This is a genomic window from Stenotrophomonas sp. NA06056 (genome assembly GCF_013364355.1).
Classification (GTDB): Bacteria; Pseudomonadota; Gammaproteobacteria; order Xanthomonadales; family Xanthomonadaceae; genus Stenotrophomonas.
In genome coordinates, this window is record NZ_CP054931.1 from 186,359 (window position 1) to 205,100 (window position 18,742).

Here is an 18,742-nt window from a genome sequence, read left to right on the forward strand (position 1 = left end):
AAAACCGAGAGGCTGAAAGACACCAGTAGCCGGCGAAGGCCACTGGTGTCTGGTTCAAGCGTTCATCAATGTGGGTGGGAGAGCGGTTAACCGCGCGGCTTGCGGCCGGCGGGCGCCCTTTCGAGCTGCTGGACGCGGCCTTCAATCTGATCCAGACGCTGGTTGGCCTGCTGTGCGGACTGGTTGGCGGATTCGGCGCTCTGCGCCGCGCCCTGCACCTTCACGTCGAGCTGGTCGAGACGTGAGTTGATCGTTGCGAACTCGTCTTTGTAGGTGGCGCAAGCACCGAGGCTTACGGTAGCAACGATGGCTACGGTGACGGCACGTGCCGCGTTCAATTGCTGCTTGGTCAGGAACATTCCACTCCCTCCTTCGTCTGGGGAGTCTGGAATATAGCGGCGTTTGTTCCCGGCGCTGCGAAGTGCTTTCAGCTGCAGTTGGAAGACGTGGATGGGCTGTGAAGGTGCGGCAAGCAGCCAACCTTAACAAGCGGGAACACGCGAGCAGTGCTGCATCGGTGGATGCCCTTGCGCCGCTTCGATACAGCCAATTCATCAGGATGAAGCAGGCTCACGCTGTCCTAATGAATGGGCGCAGATGAGCATTGCGGAACATCGACGCGCGCATCGCACTGCCACATGTGCTGTCCTCATCGGCGATCAGTACGACCAAACAGTCACACGCGACTTCCTGCATCCCGCGGGCTACTACATACCGCATCGAGAGTTCCCTGAACAGGAACCTCATTCATGTACCGGTCAGTTCAATATTCAGGGCTGATTTCATCAGCAAACGGATAATTCACACCTGTCGAACGCCTCTCCTCCCTCCCCTCCCGAGGGGCGTTCGACGAAACCAAAATAATTAAAGGTGTATCCCGATGATCAAGAATTCGCTGCTTGCCCTGGGTCTGTTGGCCGCGCTGCCGTTCGCCGCATCGGCTGCCGATGGTCTGTCGTACAACTACGTTGAAGGCGGCTATGTGAACACCGATGCCAAGGGAGGCGACGCTGATGGCTGGGGCGTGAAGGGCTCGGTTGCCGTGCACCCGAACTTCCATGTCTTCGGTGACTACAGCAAGCAGGAAACCGACACCTTCAAGAACGATGTCGCCCAGTGGCGCATCGGTGCCGGCTACAACTACGGCATCGCACCGAACACCGACCTGGTGGCTCGTGTTGCGTACCAGAAGTTCGATATGAAGCACGGCCTGGACTTCAACGGCTACTCCACTGAAGTGGGCGTGCGCACCGCGTTCAACCCGTACCTGGAAGGCTATGCGCTGGCCGGTTACGAGGATTACAGCAAGAAGCACGGCATCAACCCGGACGGCGAGTTCTACGGCCGCGTCGGCGCCACCGCCAAGTTCAACCAGAACTGGGGCCTGAGTGGCGAAGTGAAGCTGGCCAAGGCCGGCGACCGCGAGTGGTTCGTGGGCCCGCGCTTCAGCTGGTAACAAACGCCTGTCGTTAGTGCGTGTAAGTGGCGTGTGACCTCTCTCCCATACGCCATCGGAAGCCCGGCCTCGTGCCGGGCTTCTTTTTTTCAGGCATTGGTTTGCCACAATGGGGCATGGGCGAATCCTCCTCTCTCGCTGGCACCGGCACGGCCTACCAGGAACACCTGGCCCCTGCACCGCTGCGTGGCCAGTTCGGCCAGCTCTGGCAGAGCCAGTTGTCAGCCGACGCCAGCGGCAGCATCACCGTGCTGCCTGACGGCTGCGTGGATATCCTCTGGCGTGATGGTGCGCTGTTCGTCGTGGGGCCCGATCGTACTGCCGCACACCCTCAGCTGGCGCCCGGTGCGCAGGTGCTGGGCGCGCGCTTCCGCCCAGGGCAGGCATCGGCTGCGCTCGGCATCGACTTGTCCGACATCGTCGGTCAGGCCGTGCCGCTGATCGAATTCAATGCCCACTGGGCGACGCAGGCGGCGGCCTCGGTCGGTGATGCCGCGCCCGAGCGGCGCCTGCAGCGGTTGGCCGACTGCCTGCAACAGAACATGCCTGCGGCCGTGACGGACGAACAGACGCGGCGTGCGCATGCACTGTTCGCGCACGCTTCCAAGGGCGACGCCAGCATCGACGCACTCGCCGCACATCTGGCGATGAGTCCGCGCACCCTGCGTCGCTTCAGCCAGGCGCAGTTCGGTTACGGCGCAAAGTCGCTGGAGCGGATCCTGCGCCTGCAGCGGTTCCTGCGCTGCAGCCAGGCGCAGCCCGCGCACAGTCTGGCGATGCTGGCCGCAGAGGCGGGCTATGCCGACCAGGCGCACCTCAGCCGCGAGGCACGCGAGCTGTCCGGCCTGACCGCCAGTGCGCTGCGCCAGGAGTGGGGGCGTTGATGGCCGTTTCGTTCAAGACCGTAGCCCACGCCTGACCGATGCTGGGCGCTCCAACCACGGAGCCGCACCATGAGCCACGCAGACACCACCGATGCCGAACGGCGCATCGACAACATCGAGTTCAACGTCGCCGACATTGCCCGCAGCAAGCAGTTCTATGGGCAGGTCTTCGGCTGGTCCTTCACCGATTACGGCCCGGCCTATACCGAGTTCGATGATGGCCGCCTCAAAGGGGGCTTCGTCGCTGACGAGGCGGTGACCGCCACGGGAGGCGCGCTGGTGATTCTCTACTGTTCGGATCTGGCCGCTGCACAGCAGCGTATCCTCGCCGCCGGCGGCGAAATCGTGCAGGCCGTATTCGCCTTCCCCGGTGGCCGTCGCTTCCACTTCCGCGATCTGGACGGTTACGTGCTGGCGGTATGGAGCGACCAAGGCTGAGCCTTGGTTGCCCCGGAGCTAGCGGACGGGCCTGCGGTACATCTCTGCGAGCGTGGCCTTGTACTGCGCCAGTGGCTGCAGCCCCATCGCCTCGCGGCGCGCATCCAAGCCTTCCATGTCTTCGGTGGGGCGAAGTTCCATCGCGCCATCATCGGCCTGTGTGAACTGGCTGCCATAGCGCTGCGGTTTGCCCTGCGCCAGCAGCACGCGATCAGTCAGCAGTGCCAGATCGGCGGGATCAGCTTCACCGGCTTTGGCGGCCTTCTCGATCAACGGCAACATATCGGCCTGGAACACGGGATCGTGATCGGCGTGCTGGACCAGCAGCCACGCGGCTTTGGCGCCATCATGTCCGGCCAGGGCATACGTCGGCCAACCCTTGTCGGCTACCACCGATTTCAGCCAATCGGCGTTGGCCTTGATCACTGGAGCTGTCGCTTTGAATGCCTCGCCACCGCCAGCGTCGACAGCCACATGCTGTGCCGCCTGATCGCGCTCGGCGCGCTCCAGCAGTTCCCTGCGCAGGGGCGCGTCCAGCAATGCGAGGCGCCGCTGCTCGGCGGCCAGCACCTGCTTGTGCATGTCCGGCCACGCCGGGTCGTCGCGCAGTGCATTCAATCCCGGCCGGTCCTTGTGCAGCAGGTCATCGAACGACAGCCTGCCGCTGGGGAGCAAGGTGGTTACGTAGTTCATCGCTTTTACCCGCTCGCCGGCCGCTGCCGTGCATTCAACCAGCAGCAGTTCGCCACCCTCGGGAAAACGGCCTCCACGTTGCAACAGATCATCCAGCAACTGCGCACATCCGCTGAAGTCATCGGCGCCATAGCGTTCGAGCGCGCTGAAGAAGGGGCCTTCGTTGGCGGCTCGAATCTGCATCGGGATGGCCAGCAGCAACGCCAGCGCTGCAGCAACGGGCGCATGCTTCCATTGCATCGGTGAGTGGACCATCGACTGCTTCCTCCGTGAAGTGCGTGGATGGCGAGCCCTTGCAGGCCGCATGTCTGCAGGCTAGCAGTGTCGTGGCGAGGCCTCAAATGGACAGGCGGCCAGAGCAGCCGGAGCATTCGATCACCGACACTGAACAACAGGCGCACGCGCTTGCCAGCGGATGGCTCACGCTCGCCGCGAACTGAGAACCGCTCCGTCGCCGGCAAGGCCGTTCCGCTATGATCGCCCGCACATCGCCCCATGCGATGTGCCCGCCTCAAGCCAGCAGGAACTGCCGTGAACGCCCAGCCCGCCCCCATCACCGCCCTCAACCACACGCTCGACAACGAGCCGCAGCAGATCACCGCGCCGCTGACCCATTCGGCCGCGTTCCTGGTGCTGGCGGTGAAGGACGATGAGGCATCGCTGGCGAAAGTGCGCGAGGTGCTGGCCAGCACCGATGATCTGATCAAGAACACTGCCATCCGCGAGATCGGGCGTACCTTCACCTGCAACGTGGCCATCGGCCACCGCGTGTGGGCGCCACTGGTGGGCAGCACGCCGCCGCGCGAGTTGAAGCAGTTCCAGGAAGTGAAGGGTGCTGTGCACACTGCGGTGTCCACGCCGGGCGATCTGCTGTACCACATCCGTGCACGCACGATGGACCTGATCGTAGCGTTCGAGAAGAACCTGCTGCTGGCCTTCGGTGATGCCGTGGAAGCGGTGGATGACGTGGCCGGTTTCCGTTACTTCGACGGCCGCGACCTGCTCGATTTCGTCGACGGTACCGCCAACCCCGAAGGCCTGTCGCTACCGGAGGCGACCATCGTCGGCGACGAAGATCCCGACCATGCCGGTGGCAGCTACGTGGTGGTGCAGAAATACCTGCACAACCTCGATGCCTGGCGTGCGCAGAAGACCGAGGCGCAGGAAGCGATCATCGGCCGCACCAAGCACGACAACATCGAGCTGGACGACGCGCCGGCCGACGCGCAGAAGTCGCACAAGACACTGTGCACCATCGAGGATGCCGACGGCGAGCACGAGATCCTGCGCGACAACATGCCCTTCGCCAACCCGGGGCGCGGCGAGTACGGCACCTACTTCATCGGCTACACGCGTCGGCTGTGGGTGATCGAGCAGATGCTGGAGCGGATGTTCATCGGCAATCCCGCGCCGTTGCACGACCGCATCCTCGATTTCTCCACCGCGACTACCGGCGTCACCTTCTTCGCCCCCTCGCGCAAAGTGCTGGCCGACCTGGGCGACTGATCATGCCGGGTGGGGCAGCCAGGTAGATCCACGCCATGCGTGGATGGATCAACCGGTTGCCCAGAACAGCCACGCATGGCGTGGCTCTACTGCGGCAGGGACCGCCATCTGCCTGTCATCTACAGCACCGACCATGATGCGTTGGACGGCAGTGGAGACGTGGGTGATGGTTTCTGCAGGCAACAGGCGCAGCACGCGCCGTGGCTGGCGCCCGTTGGCATGGTTGCTGGGCCTGCTGGCGCTGGGCAGCGCCAGCGTGTCCGCACAGGACGCGCCTGCGCATTGGATGGCCTATGCCGCCTCCGTCAGCGGCGAACTGCAGCAGCGCCTGCAGCAGGAACAGGATCCGCAGGCGCAGCGTGTGCTGGCCTGGCTGCAGGAGCATCCCGATACGCCGGCACCGCTGGTGGTGAGCGTGTGGATCGCCCGCGATGGCGCGATCTCCAAACTGGAATTCGACAGCCTGGGTCATGCCCAGGTGGATGCCGATCTGCGCGCGACGCTGCAGGCCACGCCGTTGCCGGCGGCACCGCCAAAGGACATGCGCCAGCCGCTGCGGTTGGGGCTGGTGCTGACCCAGTAGATCCACGCCATGCGTGGATGGTGCGCCGATCACCCGCAACAGCCACGCATGGCGTGGCTCTGCTGTGTTTCCGCAGGTGTGGTTGCGTTTGGCAGCTGCCAACCAAGGTTGGCGACTACCCGTAGATCCACGCCATGCGTGGATCGCGTGCCGATTGCCCACAACAGCCACGCATGGCGTGGCTCTACTGCATTGCCGCCTGCGGCTCGCGCGCGGCTGCGCTCCACGCGCGCAGACCGAACACGGCCAGGCCGAGGAAGAACACGTACAACGCGGCCGTCACGTGCAGCGACTTGAACAGGTACGCGCCCACGTAGACCACGTCCACCACGATCCACACCCACCAGCAGGCCGCGTGTCGGCGTGCCTGCCACCACTGTCCGACCAGGCTCAGCGCGGTCAGCATCGCATCCAGCCATGGCAGTGCCGCATCGGTGAAGGTGTGCATGCCGGCGCCAAGCGCGACGCCGCCACACAGGCCGATGGCGAGGTCGCGCAGCAGCGTCCCGCGCGCCAACGGCACGATGCGGATGCTGCCTTCATCGGCCGCGTGCTGGCGCCAGTTGATCCAGCCGTAGACCAGGAATCCACCGAAGGCGACCTGCAGCAGCGTATCCGAGTACAGCTTGGCCTCGGCGAACACCGCGCCGTACAGCGCGACCGACAGCAGGCCGACCGGCCACGCGGCCAGCCGACGCTTTGCCATCAACCACACCCCGAGGATGCTGAAGAAGGCGGCGGTCCACTCGAGCGCGACGCCGCTCACAGCGCGAACGTCACCGACAGGCGAGCCTGTCGCGGCGCACCCGGGAACAGGTAGTAGTCACCGCCGCTGCTGCCGGTGTCGCGCCAGTAGAAACGGTTGAACAGGTTGTCCACCGACAGGTTCCAGGTCACGGCACGCTCGTGCAGGCGGTGCTGGAAGCGCAGGCCGGCGTCGAACACCGAATAGTCCGGTGCACGTACAGCACCATCGGCGCGGGCGACGTTGGCGGCGGCATAGCGCCAGCCACCGGTCACATCCAGGCCTTCAACGAACGGCAGCGCGTAGGCCAGGTGCACGCTGGCGCGCACCTTCGGCACGTTCACCAGCTGATGGCCTTCATAGGCCGGGGTGCCGGTGTCGCGGGCGCGCGCCTGCAGCACGCTGGCGCTGGCGACGATCTGCAGCGCGTCAGTCAGTTGGCCGTTGGCGGTCAGCTCCAGCCCGGTATGGGTCTGCTGGCCTTCTTCGACGAAGGTGTAGCCGGCATCACTGCCGTCCGGCTTTGCGTACTGGTAGGGCTGAGTGGTGCGGAACACTGCGGCGCCCAGGGTGAGGGCGTCTACCGGCATGTACTTCACGCCCACTTCCAGCTGTCGCGACTGCATCGACGGCAGGAAGGTATCGGCGTTGGACGTCCAGAACGGTGCTTCCTGGCCCAGCGAGATGCCGCGCACGTAGCTGGCGTAGGCGTTGAGCTGATCGGTGGCCTTCCACACCAGCGCGGTCTGCGGCAGGAAGCGCGACAGGCGGCTGTGGCGCTGCGGCGTGCCGCGCTTGTCGTAGGCGCGCTCGTCCAGGCGCACGAAGCGGCCGCCGGCCAGCCACTGCCAGTCATCGCCGAAGCTCATCCGGTCCAGTGCGAAGAATGCGGTCTGGCGGCTGTCCAGGCGCCGTGCCGATGCACCCGGCATCTTCGGGGAGGGCTCGAACACCGGCACCTGCGCGTCGTGGATGTTGGCACTGCCGACGTACTCGTTGACGCTGGGGCGCTTGTCGACGGTGCGGCGGAAGTAGTCCGCGCCGATGCTCAGCTGGTGGCTGATGCTGCCGGTGTCGAAGCTGCCGCGCAGTTCGGCACGCGCCTGCTGGTTGCGGCGGGTGTCATCCGGGCTGCGGTAGTCGTAGATGTCGTAGTCGCCGTTGGGGGCGAAATAGTTGCCCGGTACGCTGCCGTCTGCGCACCCTGCGGTGTAGTAGCAGCCGTAGGCGAAGGCGACGTTGTCATCGATCACTGAGCGGCTGTGGCCGATCGACAGCCGCGACTGCCAGGCATCGTTGAAGTCGTAGGTATGCAGGGCGGTGATGTTGGTGCTGGCGATGTCCACCGGCCGCTGCCACGGCTGGTAGCCGAGCAGGCGCTCGCGGTCGACGCCGCGCGGAAGGTCGCGTGCGCCCAGCAGCTGGAAGCCGGACACCGAGCGCTGCGAGCTGGTCTGGTAGTTGGCGTCCACTTCCAGCTTGCCGTGTTCGCCGATCAGCCAGTCGGTGGCCAGCGAATAGAAGTTGCGGCGGCCGTCGGCATGCTCGACGTAGGAATCACTGGCATCCCACGCGGCATTGAAACGGACGCCAAAGCGCGGGGTCAGCCAGTGACCGACATCCACGGCGGCATAGCGCGAGCCCTCCGAATCGGTGCCCAGGGTGACCGTGCGCACTTCTGCCGGGCGCTTGCCCACGTAGTTGATGATGCCGCCGGGGGCCATCACGCCCGCCGCCAGGCCGGCTTCGCCCTTGAGGATCTGCACGTCCTGGATGTTCTCCAGCGCCAGGCGCTGTTCGCCGGCGATGGACATGCCGTTGAAGCGGTAGCCGGTGGCCGCATCCAGCGCGAAGCCGCGGATGGCGATGTTCTGGTAGTAGCCCACCGGTGCATAGGCATCGCCCAGCGAGGCATCGTTGCTGGCCAGCTCGGACAGCGAACGCACCTGGCGACGGTCGAGGTAGTCGCGCCCCAGCACGTTTACCGAGGCGGGCGTGTCCTTCCAGGAGCCGCCGCCGAATGCGCTGAGGCGCGAGGTGTCGGTGGCCGGCTTGCCGGCCTGCACGCGTACTGCCGCCAGTTCGGTGGGCGAAGAGGGCGCATCAACGGTGTCGGTGCCGGCCTCGCTGGCGTACAGCGGCAGGGCAGCACAGAGGGCAAGGGCGAGCAGGGTGGGGCGCAGGCAGCGGTTCATTCGATTCGTCTTCAGACAACAAGGGAGACGAAGCGACGGCGCGCAGGTGCACCGGCCCATGACGGGGGTGTGGCTGCGGCTCAAAGCTCCCTACGCCGGTGCAAACCGGATCAGGTTCCAAGGGACTCTCTCAGCCTGGCAGATCCAGGCACCCCCGCTTCAGGTCACCATTTCACTACAAATGGTACGGATTTGCGAGCCGCCACCCTTCAGGCGGGACCAGATCTCTTTCCAGCGGAAAGGCATCTGGCCACGGCCGAGCGCCTCATCGACGCATGGCGTCGATCTACCGAGTACCCAGCTCGTGGCTCACGCGGCGGCGTGCAGGGCCGCCAGCAGGGCCTGGCCGGGGGCCGTGGCGAACCACGCCGGATGCCCGAGCATGAAGGGCTGCCAGGCCACGTCTGCATTCGCGGTGGAGCCGGTGACACCCTCGAAGTACTCCACTTCGGACAGTGCGAAGTCGAAATGCACCATCGGCAGCAGGTCGGCCAGCAGGTGCACGCGCGTGGGCGACAGCGGCAGTTCCTGCCGATAGCCTTCCAGCAGGGCCAGGGCGATATCGATGTGCACAGCGTCGTCGCCACGCTCCAGTTGCAGCCAGGCCACCGCATTGCGTTCGATCGCGGTGGCCAGGTCGAACAGCGCGCTGGTCGGTGAGGCCAGGCCGAAATCGAGCACCGTGGCAATCGTGCCCTCGTCGTTCCACAGCAGATTGGAAACGTGCCAGTCGTTGTGCGCCCACAGCCGAGGTTCGCACTGCAGGCGCGTGGCCAGGCCCTGGTGCCAGGGCAGTACGTCGCGGCGCAGCTGTTCCTCCCACGCAATGCGTGCCAGGTAGCGGGCCAACCCGGGGCGGTTGCCGAGGTCGGCCTTCAGCGCGGCGATCGGGTCATCGGCGCGGATCAGGTCGTCACGTGCCACCAGCAGGTGGGTACTGCGTTGCGGGGCGTGGTAGCTGGCCGCCGCACGGTGCAGCGTGGCCAGCATGCGCCCTGCCTCGCGGGCCTGGGCGATGTCGGTCAGCGGTGACCATGACGGCAGCTCGCGATACAGGTCCTTGCCGGCGCCCACCGCATGCAGTTCGTAGGTCCACGGGCCGTGTTCGAGTGCGGTGCGGCCCCCGTTGCTGGCCAGCACCTGCACCACCGGCATGCCGGCAGTTGCCAGGTGCGCAATGAAGCGATGTTCTTCTTCCAGGCTTCCCGCGCTGCGCACGCTGTGGTGGTGGCGCTTGATGAAGACCGGACCGCGCGTGCCGTCGACGATGGCCGCGGCCGACAATGGACGCGGGCTGTGCCAGCGCAGCGTGCTGTCCGCGCCCAGCTGCGGAAAGTGGCCACCCAGCCAGGTGAGCTCCTGCGCGTCGATTGCTGGCCAGTCGGCGGCGACCTCGTCGTTGTTGAGGCCCTGCACGCGATGGGGGGAAGAAGTCATGCCACGGCCGCTGGTAAGTAAAGGAACATCCAAGGCTGCGCATTCAACGCCATGGGCGCCGCAGACGCAAACGGGCGGGTCATCGACCCGCCCGTCAGGGACGCCAACTGCGGCCTGCGGCCGGTGCGCTTACCAGCCGCGATGGCGGCCGCGGTCGTGGTAGTAACGGTTGTCGTGGCGCTCGCGCTGCCAGCGACGGTCGTCGCGGCGATCGTAGCCATAGCCGCGGTTGTAGCCCCGGTCATAACGGCGGTTGTCGTAGCGACGGTCATAGCGCCCGTCGTACCGGCGATCATGGCGGTCGGGCGTGGTCAGGTTGCCGATGGCGCCGCCGGCAACCGCGCCGCCGACCGTAGCGGCCGGGTCGCCGTTGGAGATCAGGTGACCCGCCACGCCGCCGACGACGGCACCGACCACGGTGCGCTTGTCCTTCCTCGACATCGCGCTGGCATCACTGACCACGGCCACACCGGCAAGAAGTGCCAGGGCCATCGCCAGACCACGGAAGCTGAGTGCGGAAGTGCTGAGCATGTTGGGTTCTCCTGTGAGGTGCATGCCACGGTGGGCAGGGAGGGCATTGGGCGCCCCGGCTGCCGTAGGGACCACGCTGATGCCCGGACATTGCCGGAACATTGCGCGCGATCCCCGTGCGGCTTGCGCATTCATCTAGCGTCAGGCGGCATGAAGCGAGGCTGAAAGCGCTGCGGCCGCTCAGCTGCCAGAAAGGAAAAGGGCCGCAGTACGCGGCCCTTCCCTTGGTCTTCCCGGCGTTGCTTAGTGGCCCATGGCGCGCTGGGCCTGCTTCACCTGCTCCTGCTGGGCGTCCTGTTGCTGCAGGACATCCGGTGCACCGCGCACCGCACCGCTGCTGAGCGCCATGCTCTGCTCGCTGGCAGCGCGGGTGTCCACCGCCGCGCGGCATGCGGCCGGGTCACCGGCGGTGCCCTGTACGGCAAACATGCGCTCGCCGTTGGTGCTGGGCACCACCGAGTCGATGCGCTGCATGCCGCTGGCCTGCGCCTCCCTGGTCAGTGCAGCGGCGGCGGCTTCCAGTGCATGGCGGTCCTTGAAGGTGCCTGCCGGCAGGCCTTCCATACCCTTCACCGCCTGGTTGTACATCGGGTTCTGCGGATGGCGCTCGTCATTGAGCAGCGGGCGCTCGCGCGCGTCCTTGATCGCATCCAGCGTCTTCGGGCCGATGATGCCGTCCACTGCCAGACCGTTGTCCTTCTGCAGCTGGCGCACGGCCGCCTCGGTGTTGCGACCGAACTTCCCGTCTTCAACCAGCGGCTTGCCATCGGCACCGGCGTAACCCAGGTGACCCAGCTGCTCCTGCACCCTGCGCACCCCTTCACCGTGCGCGCCCTGCTTATGCACTTCGTTGCTGGTCGGCGGCTTCTCCTGTGCTGCCGGCTTCGGCTCGGCTGCGCCCTTGGCCTGCACCTGCTCGTGCGCCTGGTTGCGGTCCTGCAGCAGCTCGCGCGCCTGGTGCAGCGGATCGGAGGCGAACAGCTTCCAGTTCGGGTGGTCCTTCACCTGCTTGAGGTAGTCCTCCACCGGCATCGTGTGCACGCCCAGCTTGCCGGTGGACTGGCTGATCAGCAGCGTGTCGGTGTTCGGGTCACGCACCACCATCACGATGTGGTCGATGCCTTTCCAGTACTCGTGCTGGGTACTGGCCGTATCCAGGCCGATCACCATGCCTTCCTTCAGCGCGCCCGGCTTGAGGATATCGTCGCGCTTGAGCAGCACGCCCGAGTCCTTGTAGGCCTGCTCGACGATGCTGCCCGAACCGGCGAAGCCCAGCTTGATCTTGTCGGCATCGGCGAACACCGCGTGGCCGGCCTTCTGGTTGATCTCATCCTGGGTCTTGTTGAGCAGCGTACCGACCCAGCCGGAGCAATCGATGTAACCCTGGGCAACGTTCTTGCCGGATACACCGGGGACATGCAGGCGATGCCCCTCGATGTTGATCGCGTACTTGACGTTGTCGTACTTCACGCCCGCGTTGTAGGCCGCATCCAGCGAAATACCGGGTGCATCCGGCTTGGCGGCGGCAGCCGTGGCGGTGGCGGCGATGGCTGCGGCACCGGCGGCAACAGCTGCCTGCGCGATCGGGGTCACGGTCTGGGTCGGTGCGGCCTGCACCGGCGCCGGACGCGCCTGCGCCTCGGTGATCGGTGCGATGTGCTTTTCCGGGATGCTGATCGCGTCGTACTTGCGGTCGTAGTACTGGGCGAAGGTGCTGGCCAGGTCACGATTATTCATCGTGCGCATCTCGGCGCGCGTATGCCCGGTCAACGCTTCCACGTCACCGCCGATCTGGCCCATGATGCGCGGCCGCATGTCGATCAGATCGCCGCGGCCGTCGCGCACGACGCCGAACGTACCGGTGGCGATCGCGGTCTGGATCGAACCGTAGCCGGCCGCGCCCTGCTGGTGTGCCAGATACAGGTCCAGGCCGCTCGGCTTCTCGTCACCGGACAGGTACGGGTGGCCGGTGCGGTCATGGCGCTTTTCCATGTCCACCAGGTTGCGCTTGAACATCTCCGCTGCCGCTTCGGTGTTGCGGGTCGGGTCGTACTCGTGGCCGCTCAGGCCGTACTGCTTGGCCGACGACGGCAGGAACTGGAACAGGCCCTTGGCATCGGTCTTGTCGTTGTGCGCGCGTTCGTTGAAGCGGCCACCGGTCTCGATGTGGGCAAAGCGCAGGAAGTCCTCGCTGGCGATGCCCTTGCGCTGTGCAACCTGCTCGATGATGTCGAGAACTTCCTTTCTGCTGTAGTCACGTTGTGCCATGACACTTCCTCTGGGGTTGATGGAGCGGCCTTTGCCGCGATACGCCAACCGGACTCATCCGTGAGTCTTCAACATGTCGGTCAACAGGTGCTGCGAGGTGGTGCGTCTTACTGTTCGACGTAGGCCTTGCGGGCGGTGTCGTAGTGGTACTGGCGTGCATCGGCCGCACCCAGCGCACGGGTCTGGCCCGGGCCGGAAATGGTGGTGCCGGTGGCGGCGACACTGAGGGTGGGCAGGTCGCTGCCGGCGACGGCGTTGAAGGCCAGAACGCCCTGGTTGCTGACGCACGGCATCACCTGGCCGTCGTCGCAGGCGGCCGAATTGTCCTCGCCGGTGATCACCGTGCCCAGGCTGGCCCAGACCTGGCCGTCCTCGGACTTCTCGTAGTCCGGGTTGAACAGCAGTACGGCATAGCTTTCGATGCTGGTACCGGTGGCGAAGGTGCTGGTCGGCACCGCCAGCACCAGCTTGCCGGCCGGGGTGCGGTACTCCAGCGGCTTGCGCTTGCTGTCGATGTCCGGCGCGGTGCCGTTGGCGCCAACGGTGCCGATCCAGGGTTCGGCACCCTTGAATACCCACGGCCGATCCGGCTTGTCGCCGGTCAGAGTGAAGGTGGCCTCGGTCAGCGTGACCTGGCTGTCCGGACCGACATCGTCTTCGCCGGGCTTGCCGTACTTCTGCGGTGTGTTCCAGGCAAAGCCGGTGTAATAGCGGGTGCCGGCCAGTTCGAAGGCGTGGCCGAACCAGAAGGTGGCAACACTGCCATTGGCGACTTCATACGAAACGGCGCCATCGCCGTCGACGTCGTAGATGAAATACAGCACGCTGCCGGCATCGGGCGGCGTGGCGATGGCCGTGGTGGCGGGTGTGGCGGAGCTCAGCATCGGGGCAACATCCTGTCGTGGCGCGTTGGCGCCCTGTGGTGACGCGGTCGAAGTCGAGGGGGTGCAGGCGCTGGCAAGCAGCGCAACGAGCAGGCCGGCGAATGACGCACACAGACGTGGGCGGGCACGGGCCAAGCGGGATTCCGGAAGGATCTTCATGCACCTCTCCATGGTTTGCGGGCGTCGGGCAGGAAGGCCAACGCAGAACACGCCCCGCCCTCGATGAGGGGGAACGTCGTGATGAGCCGGTCGATTCCTTCGACCTCGCATAGGAGAGCCCATCGCGGCGGATGATGGCACAGATGCGACGGCGATCACAGGGGGCAGGGGGAAGGGGCCTCCCCACGGCGCCGTGAGCGGCGTCTCAGATCTTTCCGTCGCGCAGGTAGTCGAACAGCTCCGCGTCGCCCTTCAGCCCCAGCTTGAGCATGGCATCGCCCTTCTGCCGGCTGATCGTGCTGACGCTCTTGTGCAGCTGCAGCGAGATTTCCTTCACCGTCATGCCGGTGCCGAGCAGGCGCAGCACCTCTACTTCACGCGGCGACAACGGTTTGCCATCGCCCTCGCGCATGCGCCAGCTGCCGGCTTCCTCCACACGCTCGCGCAGGCTGCGGCTGATGTAGGACTGGCCCCGATAGACGGCCTGGATCGCCTGCGGCAGTTCATCCATCGACGAACTCTTGTCGACCAGGCCGAGCACGCCGCTGTCGAGCACCATGCGCAGGATCGCCAGGTTGTTGGAGACACTGAGCATGAGCACCGGCAGGTCGGGATGGCGGCGGCGGATCATGCCGATCATGGCGAAGCCATCGGCCTGGGGGCTGCCGGGCATCGAATAGTCGGTGACCAACAGGTCGCAGGGCTGGGTGGCCAGCAGGGTCATCAGCGCCTGGGCGTTGTCTGCCTCGCCCACGACCCGGCCAACGCCGCTGGACTCGATGACGGCGCGGGTACCGATGCGGACCACGGGGTGATCGTCTGCGATGATGATGCGCAAGGTCATGCTCTAGTATGGCCACCGGCACGCCGGACCGCGACTGTCGCGGTCCCTGGCAGGACTTCCAGGAGATCGTTGCAGATGCGCAGCTGGGCGGCTCGTGGACTGATCCTGTTGACGGCCCTGTTGGCCCCGCCGGTGCAGGCCCAGCCTGCGCCCCTGCCCGGGCCGTTGCCGTTGAGTCCCCTGCAGCGCGAGTACCTGGCCGCACATCCTGTTGTCGTTGTCGGGCAGTATGACAGTGGCTGGCCTCCTTTTGAGTCGATCCAGGACGGGAAGCAGGTGGGCCTCGGCCCGGACTACCTGACGCTTCTGGCTCGGCAGCTTGGCCTGAAGGTGGAGACGCGCCGTTTTCCGGACTGGCCCTCGGTGCTGGATGCGGCATGCCGCGGCGAGATCGACGTGGTGATGAACATCGCGCTCAGTGCCGAGCGGACCCGTTGCATGGTCTACACCGCCGCCTATGCCGAGGCACCGCTGGCCATGGTCGGGCGGCCCCAGGACCTGCGTGCCTCGGAGGGCCCCGATCTGGATGGGTTGCGTGTTGTGGTCGAGCAGGACTTCCTGACCGGGCCGCAGGTGCGTGCGCGGTTCCCCAGTGCACGGCAACTTGTCGCAAACAACACGCTGACCGCCTTGCATATGGTCAGAGACGACAAGGCCGACATCTTCATCGGCAACGCCTACGTGGCCACGGAACTGATTGCCGCCGCTGGACTGAAGGGTGTGGTGTTGCTGCGGCCCAGCGACCTGCCCCCGGAGCAGTTGCATTTCGGCGTGCCAAACAGCAAACAGCCGTTGTCGGAAGCACTGGATCTGGCGCTTGCCGCCGTCAGCGAGGCGCAGCGCGACACCCTCGCGCAGCGCTGGTTGCCGCCTCCGCAATGGTCCGCGTCGGCGCAGCTGGCGTTGAGCCAGGCCGAAAAACGCGTGCTGCAGCAGCCGTTGAAGATTGGCTTCGCACCCAACGCCGCTCCCCTGTCGTTCGCCGACAGGAATGGCAAGCCCAGCGGCCTGACCAATGAATACCTGCAGCGCCTGCTGCAGGCCGGCGCCAACCTGCAGGTTGAAAACAGCCATGACTGGTACGAGGTGCGCGAAAAGGCGCGTCGCGGGGAACTGCAGGCAGTGATCGGCATTCCAGCCGATTCGCGCTATCTGGGGCCGGAATGGGTGTTCAGCCAGCCCTTCATCACCGTGCCCAATGTGATCGTCACCCGCACTGACAGTCCTTCGATGCTGGGCTTGTCGGACCTGAACGGCAAACGCGTGCTGCTGTCCGATCCGGAGCGCGTCCGCGGCTATGTGCAGCAGCAGGCGCCGGAGGTGAAGATCGTCGCCGCGCGCAGCGCCGAGCAGGCCCTGGAGCGCCTCGCCGATGGTGAGGCCGATGCCTACGTGGGCAACCTGGCGCTGGTCGACCAGCTGCTGCGCACCCGCTTTCCGGGACGCTTGCAGCTGGCTGCACCCGCCGGGTTCAACGATCAGCTGACACTGGCGGTGGAGCGCCGCCATGCGGCCTTGGCCACCACCTTCGACCGCTTGCTGCTGCAGATGGGCCCACGCCAGCGCGAGGCCCTGCGCGGCGATTGGCTGGCGGTGGAATATCGCGATGGCGTGGACTGGCGCACGCTGCTGCGCTGGGGCCTTCCGCTGCTGCTGGTGCTGGCCACCGCGGCGGCGATGCACGGGCTGGGGCACTGGCGGTTGCGCCGCGAAGTCGCCGGTCGCCGTGAGCTGGAGCAGCGCCTGGCCGAGGTGACCGACAACCTGCCTGCCATCGTCTACCAGGCCCGCCGCGAAGCCGATGGCACGTTGAGCTTTCCCTTCATTGCCGGCGATGTGCAGTCGATGTTCGGGATCAGCCGGCAGCAGGCGGAGGCGGATGGACAGGCGTTGCTGGCGTGCATCGATGCCGATGACCGCGAAAAAGTGCTGCGCGCGATGGAGCTGGCGGCGCGCAACTTTGCACCGCTTTCCTTCGAGTTCTGTATCCATCGCGACGGAAGCGCGCCCTGCTGGGTGCGCAGCCAGGCACATCCGTACTCCACGGAAGCGGGCGCGGTGACCTGGAGTGGCTACTGGGTCGACGTGAGCCAGGCACGCGCGCAGGCCGATGCGCTGGCCGCGGCGATGGTCGAGGCCGAGCAGGCCGCGGCGGCCAAATCACGCTTCCTGGCCACCATGAGCCATGAAATCCGCACGCCGATGAGTGGTGTGCTGGGCATGCTGGAGGTGCTGGCGCATTCGCCGCTGGACGCAGAACAGCAGCGCATCCTCGGCGTGATCGAAGACTCGGCGCAGATGCTGCGGCAGATCCTGGACGACATCCTCGACTATTCGCGGATGGAAGCGGGCGCGCTGCGCCTGGAGCCGGTGCCACTGCCGGTGCGGCCCCTGCTGGAGGGCGTCCACCGGTTGTTGTTGCCGCAGGCCACGGCGCGCGGCCTGGATCTGCAGCTGGACATCGACGAACACCTGGCCCAGGCCCATGAAGTGGATGGCGTGCGCCTGCGCCAGGTCGTGTTCAACCTGCTCAGCAATGCCATCAAGTTCACCGTGAAGGGGTCGGTACGGTTGCAGCTGGAGGTGCTGGGGCCTACTGCGGAGGATGGCAGCCAGCCGCTGCGCCTGAGCGTTACCGATACCGGCATCGGCATTGCGCCGGAGCAGTTGCCGACCCTGTTCGAACCCTTCACCCAGGCCGGCGCGTACATCCAGCGCGACCATGGGGGCACCGGGCTGGGCCTGAGCATCTGCCGGCGCCTGGTGCAGAAGATGGACGGCGAACTGAAGCTGGACAGCACGCTGGGCGAAGGGACGCGGGTCGAGGTGCTGCTGTCGCTGGTGGAGGCGCGCAGCGAGGATGTGATCGCACTGCAGGCCGAGCATCAGCAGATCGCGCTGCTGCCCGCTGATCTGCGCCAGGCACGGGTGATGGTCATTGAAGATCATCCCACCAACCAGGCGATGATGGCCTGGCGCCTGCAGCAGCTGGGCGTGCCGCATGTGCTGGTCGATGACGGGCAGCAGGCACTGGACCGCCTGGCAGAGGAATCCTTCGATCTGGTCATCACCGATTGCCGCATGCCGGTACTGGATGGATTCAGCTTCACCCGCCTGTTGCGCGAACGCGAGGGCCGTAACGGCCAGCCGCGGATGCCGGTGCTGGCGCTGACCGCCAGTGTGCTTGACGACGATGCACGACGCTGCCGTGAAGCCGGCATGGACGATGTACTGGCCAAGCCATTGTCGTTGGGGACGCTACGGCACGCGCTGCTGCGCTGGCTGCCGCGCGCCGCCGGTGCCGAGGATGAGCAGAGCGCCGTGGACAGCGACGATGAGCCGGATGATGGCGAGGAGCTGCCCGATCTGGCGACCCTGCAGCAGCGCTTTGGCTCGCGCGAGATCGCCCAGCAGTTGCGCGACAGCCTGCTGAAGGCCAGTGAGGAAGACATCGCGGCCCTGCAGCGCGCGCTGCACGGAGGCGACCGGGCGACGGCCGCGCTGCACCTGCACCGACAGGCCGGCGCGCTGGGTGCGGTGGGTGCGCGAGGCCTGGCCGATCGCGCCAACGCGCTGGTGGAACGGTTGCAGGCCGCAGGCGATGCGGAGATCGCTTCGGCAGTCGCCGACGCGGGGCAGTTCGTCGCACATCTCCAGCAACAACTGCAGCGCCTGGCTCACTGAGCCGCGTGTTCCTGCAGGTAGGCGATCACCAGCGCGCGACGCTCGGCGCTGGGGAACGCGTTGTACATGCGCGTGCCGGGTACCACATGGGTGGGCGACTGCAGGAAGGTGTCCAGCGTCTGCGCACTCCACACGAAGTCGGCGCGGCGCATGCCCTGCGAGTATCCGTAATCGGGCAGGCTGCCCGCCCGGCGGCCGATCACCCCGTGTAGGTTGGGACCGAAGCGGTGGATGCCGCCCGCCTTGATGGTGTGGCAGCCCGCGCACAGTTCGAATGCACGCTGCATCGCCTGCTGGCGTGCCTGTTCCGGTGTGCTGGGCGCAGCCGGCGGGCGCTGGCACGCACTGGCGACCAGGATCGTGGCAACAGCGGGAAGCAGACGAAGGGCACGCATGGCGGGCAGGATAGCGGGCGTACGTGCTGCGGGGCTGCGA

The 18,742-nt window shown here is 66.3% G+C and carries 16 protein-coding genes and 1 riboswitch; of the genes, 6 read left to right on the plus strand and 10 right to left on the minus strand.

Annotated elements, in window-relative coordinates:
* Nucleotides 1-86: 86 nt before the first annotated feature.
* A complete protein-coding gene (locus HUT07_RS00795) occupies nt 87-359 on the minus strand; it encodes a hypothetical protein (protein WP_176019302.1) in 273 nt (90 codons plus the stop codon).
* A gap of 524 nt (nt 360-883) precedes the next feature.
* Between HUT07_RS00795 and HUT07_RS00800 the strand changes: the two genes are divergently transcribed.
* From HUT07_RS00800 to HUT07_RS00810, 3 genes are all read left to right on the plus strand, one after another.
* On the plus strand, nt 884-1,456 hold the full coding sequence (locus HUT07_RS00800) for an Ax21 family protein (RefSeq protein WP_176022450.1): 573 nt from the start codon (nt 884-886) through the stop codon (nt 1,454-1,456).
* A 116-nt stretch (nt 1,457-1,572) separates the two neighbouring features.
* Entirely contained in the window at nt 1,573-2,340 is a 768-nt protein-coding gene (locus HUT07_RS00805; protein ID WP_176019303.1) for a helix-turn-helix domain-containing protein, read from the plus strand.
* A 69-nt stretch (nt 2,341-2,409) separates the two neighbouring features.
* Entirely contained in the window at nt 2,410-2,778 is a 369-nt protein-coding gene (locus HUT07_RS00810) for a VOC family protein (protein ID WP_176019304.1), read from the plus strand.
* 18 nt (nt 2,779-2,796) lie between these two features.
* Here HUT07_RS00810 and HUT07_RS00815 read toward each other — a convergent pair whose 3' ends face one another.
* The gene (locus HUT07_RS00815) at nt 2,797-3,726 is read right to left on the minus strand and encodes a DUF6624 domain-containing protein (RefSeq protein WP_176019305.1); all 930 of its coding nucleotides are present in this window, start codon (nt 3,724-3,726) and stop codon (nt 2,797-2,799) included.
* Nucleotides 3,727-4,002: 276 nt separating this feature from the next.
* On the opposite strand from HUT07_RS00815, the gene HUT07_RS00820 reads away from it, so the two are divergent.
* Nucleotides 4,003-4,977, plus strand: coding sequence for a Dyp-type peroxidase (locus HUT07_RS00820; RefSeq protein ID WP_176019306.1), 975 nt, complete (start codon nt 4,003-4,005; stop codon nt 4,975-4,977).
* 166 nt (nt 4,978-5,143) lie between these two features.
* A complete protein-coding gene (locus HUT07_RS00825; protein WP_176022451.1) occupies nt 5,144-5,560 on the plus strand; it encodes a TonB C-terminal domain-containing protein in 417 nt (138 codons plus the stop codon).
* A gap of 184 nt (nt 5,561-5,744) precedes the next feature.
* Here HUT07_RS00825 and pnuC read toward each other — a convergent pair whose 3' ends face one another.
* The 7 genes from pnuC to HUT07_RS00860 all read right to left on the minus strand — a co-directional run bounded on the left by pnuC (nt 5,745) and on the right by HUT07_RS00860 (nt 14,623).
* Nucleotides 5,745-6,326: a nicotinamide riboside transporter PnuC gene (pnuC, locus tag HUT07_RS00830; protein ID WP_176019307.1), complete on the minus strand. Its 582-nt coding sequence runs from the start codon at nt 6,324-6,326 to the stop codon at nt 5,745-5,747.
* Nucleotides 6,323-8,500, minus strand: coding sequence for a TonB-dependent siderophore receptor (locus tag HUT07_RS00835; RefSeq protein WP_176019308.1), 2,178 nt, complete (start codon nt 8,498-8,500; stop codon nt 6,323-6,325). Before HUT07_RS00835 ends, pnuC begins: the two co-directional genes overlap by 4 nt.
* Before the next feature lie 70 nt (nt 8,501-8,570).
* Nucleotides 8,571-8,666, minus strand: a riboswitch (TPP riboswitch).
* A gap of 143 nt (nt 8,667-8,809) precedes the next feature.
* Nucleotides 8,810-9,937, minus strand: a complete 1,128-nt coding sequence (locus HUT07_RS00840; RefSeq protein ID WP_176019309.1) for a phosphotransferase — start codon at nt 9,935-9,937, stop codon at nt 8,810-8,812.
* A gap of 129 nt (nt 9,938-10,066) precedes the next feature.
* Nucleotides 10,067-10,468 (minus strand): glycine zipper 2TM domain-containing protein, encoded by a 402-nt coding sequence (locus HUT07_RS00845; protein WP_176019310.1) that lies wholly within the window; start codon nt 10,466-10,468, stop codon nt 10,067-10,069.
* A gap of 243 nt (nt 10,469-10,711) precedes the next feature.
* Nucleotides 10,712-12,736 carry a peptidoglycan-binding protein gene (locus HUT07_RS00850; protein ID WP_176019311.1) on the minus strand — a complete coding sequence of 675 codons (2,025 nt, stop codon included), beginning with the start codon at nt 12,734-12,736 and terminating at the stop codon, nt 10,712-10,714.
* Nucleotides 12,737-12,843: 107 nt separating this feature from the next.
* Nucleotides 12,844-13,779, minus strand: coding sequence for a hypothetical protein (locus HUT07_RS00855; RefSeq protein WP_176019312.1), 936 nt, complete (start codon nt 13,777-13,779; stop codon nt 12,844-12,846).
* Between the two features lie 205 nt (nt 13,780-13,984).
* The gene (locus tag HUT07_RS00860; RefSeq protein WP_176019313.1) at nt 13,985-14,623 is read right to left on the minus strand and encodes a response regulator transcription factor; all 639 of its coding nucleotides are present in this window, start codon (nt 14,621-14,623) and stop codon (nt 13,985-13,987) included.
* A gap of 75 nt (nt 14,624-14,698) precedes the next feature.
* Here HUT07_RS00860 and HUT07_RS00865 point away from each other — a divergent pair, with 75 nt between their 5' ends.
* Nucleotides 14,699-18,307 carry a transporter substrate-binding domain-containing protein gene (locus HUT07_RS00865; RefSeq protein WP_176019314.1) on the plus strand — a complete coding sequence of 1,203 codons (3,609 nt, stop codon included), beginning with the start codon at nt 14,699-14,701 and terminating at the stop codon, nt 18,305-18,307.
* Here HUT07_RS00865 and HUT07_RS00870 read toward each other — a convergent pair.
* Nucleotides 18,301-18,702, minus strand: coding sequence for a c-type cytochrome (locus HUT07_RS00870; RefSeq protein ID WP_176019315.1), 402 nt, complete (start codon nt 18,700-18,702; stop codon nt 18,301-18,303). The genes HUT07_RS00865 and HUT07_RS00870 overlap by 7 nt on opposite strands.
* Nucleotides 18,703-18,742 lie beyond the last annotated feature (40 nt).

Coding starts and splice junctions, on each gene's coding strand:
- HUT07_RS00795 (WP_176019302.1), bottom strand. CDS start 359: ATGTTCCTGACCAAGCAGCAATTGAACGCGGCACGTGCCGTCACCGTA.
- HUT07_RS00805 (WP_176019303.1), top strand. CDS start 1,573: ATGGGCGAATCCTCCTCTCTCGCTGGCACCGGCACGGCCTACCAGGAA.
- HUT07_RS00810 (WP_176019304.1), top strand. CDS start 2,410: ATGAGCCACGCAGACACCACCGATGCCGAACGGCGCATCGACAACATC.
- HUT07_RS00815 (WP_176019305.1), bottom strand. CDS start 3,726: ATGGTCCACTCACCGATGCAATGGAAGCATGCGCCCGTTGCTGCAGCG.
- HUT07_RS00825 (WP_176022451.1), top strand. CDS start 5,144: ATGGTTTCTGCAGGCAACAGGCGCAGCACGCGCCGTGGCTGGCGCCCG.
- HUT07_RS00835 (WP_176019308.1), bottom strand. CDS start 8,500: ATGAACCGCTGCCTGCGCCCCACCCTGCTCGCCCTTGCCCTCTGTGCT.
- HUT07_RS00840 (WP_176019309.1), bottom strand. CDS start 9,937: ATGACTTCTTCCCCCCATCGCGTGCAGGGCCTCAACAACGACGAGGTC.
- HUT07_RS00845 (WP_176019310.1), bottom strand. CDS start 10,468: ATGCTCAGCACTTCCGCACTCAGCTTCCGTGGTCTGGCGATGGCCCTG.
- HUT07_RS00850 (WP_176019311.1), bottom strand. CDS start 12,736: ATGGCACAACGTGACTACAGCAGAAAGGAAGTTCTCGACATCATCGAG.
- HUT07_RS00855 (WP_176019312.1), bottom strand. CDS start 13,779: ATGAAGATCCTTCCGGAATCCCGCTTGGCCCGTGCCCGCCCACGTCTG.
- HUT07_RS00860 (WP_176019313.1), bottom strand. CDS start 14,623: ATGACCTTGCGCATCATCATCGCAGACGATCACCCCGTGGTCCGCATC.
- HUT07_RS00865 (WP_176019314.1), top strand. CDS start 14,699: ATGCGCAGCTGGGCGGCTCGTGGACTGATCCTGTTGACGGCCCTGTTG.
- HUT07_RS00870 (WP_176019315.1), bottom strand. CDS start 18,702: ATGCGTGCCCTTCGTCTGCTTCCCGCTGTTGCCACGATCCTGGTCGCC.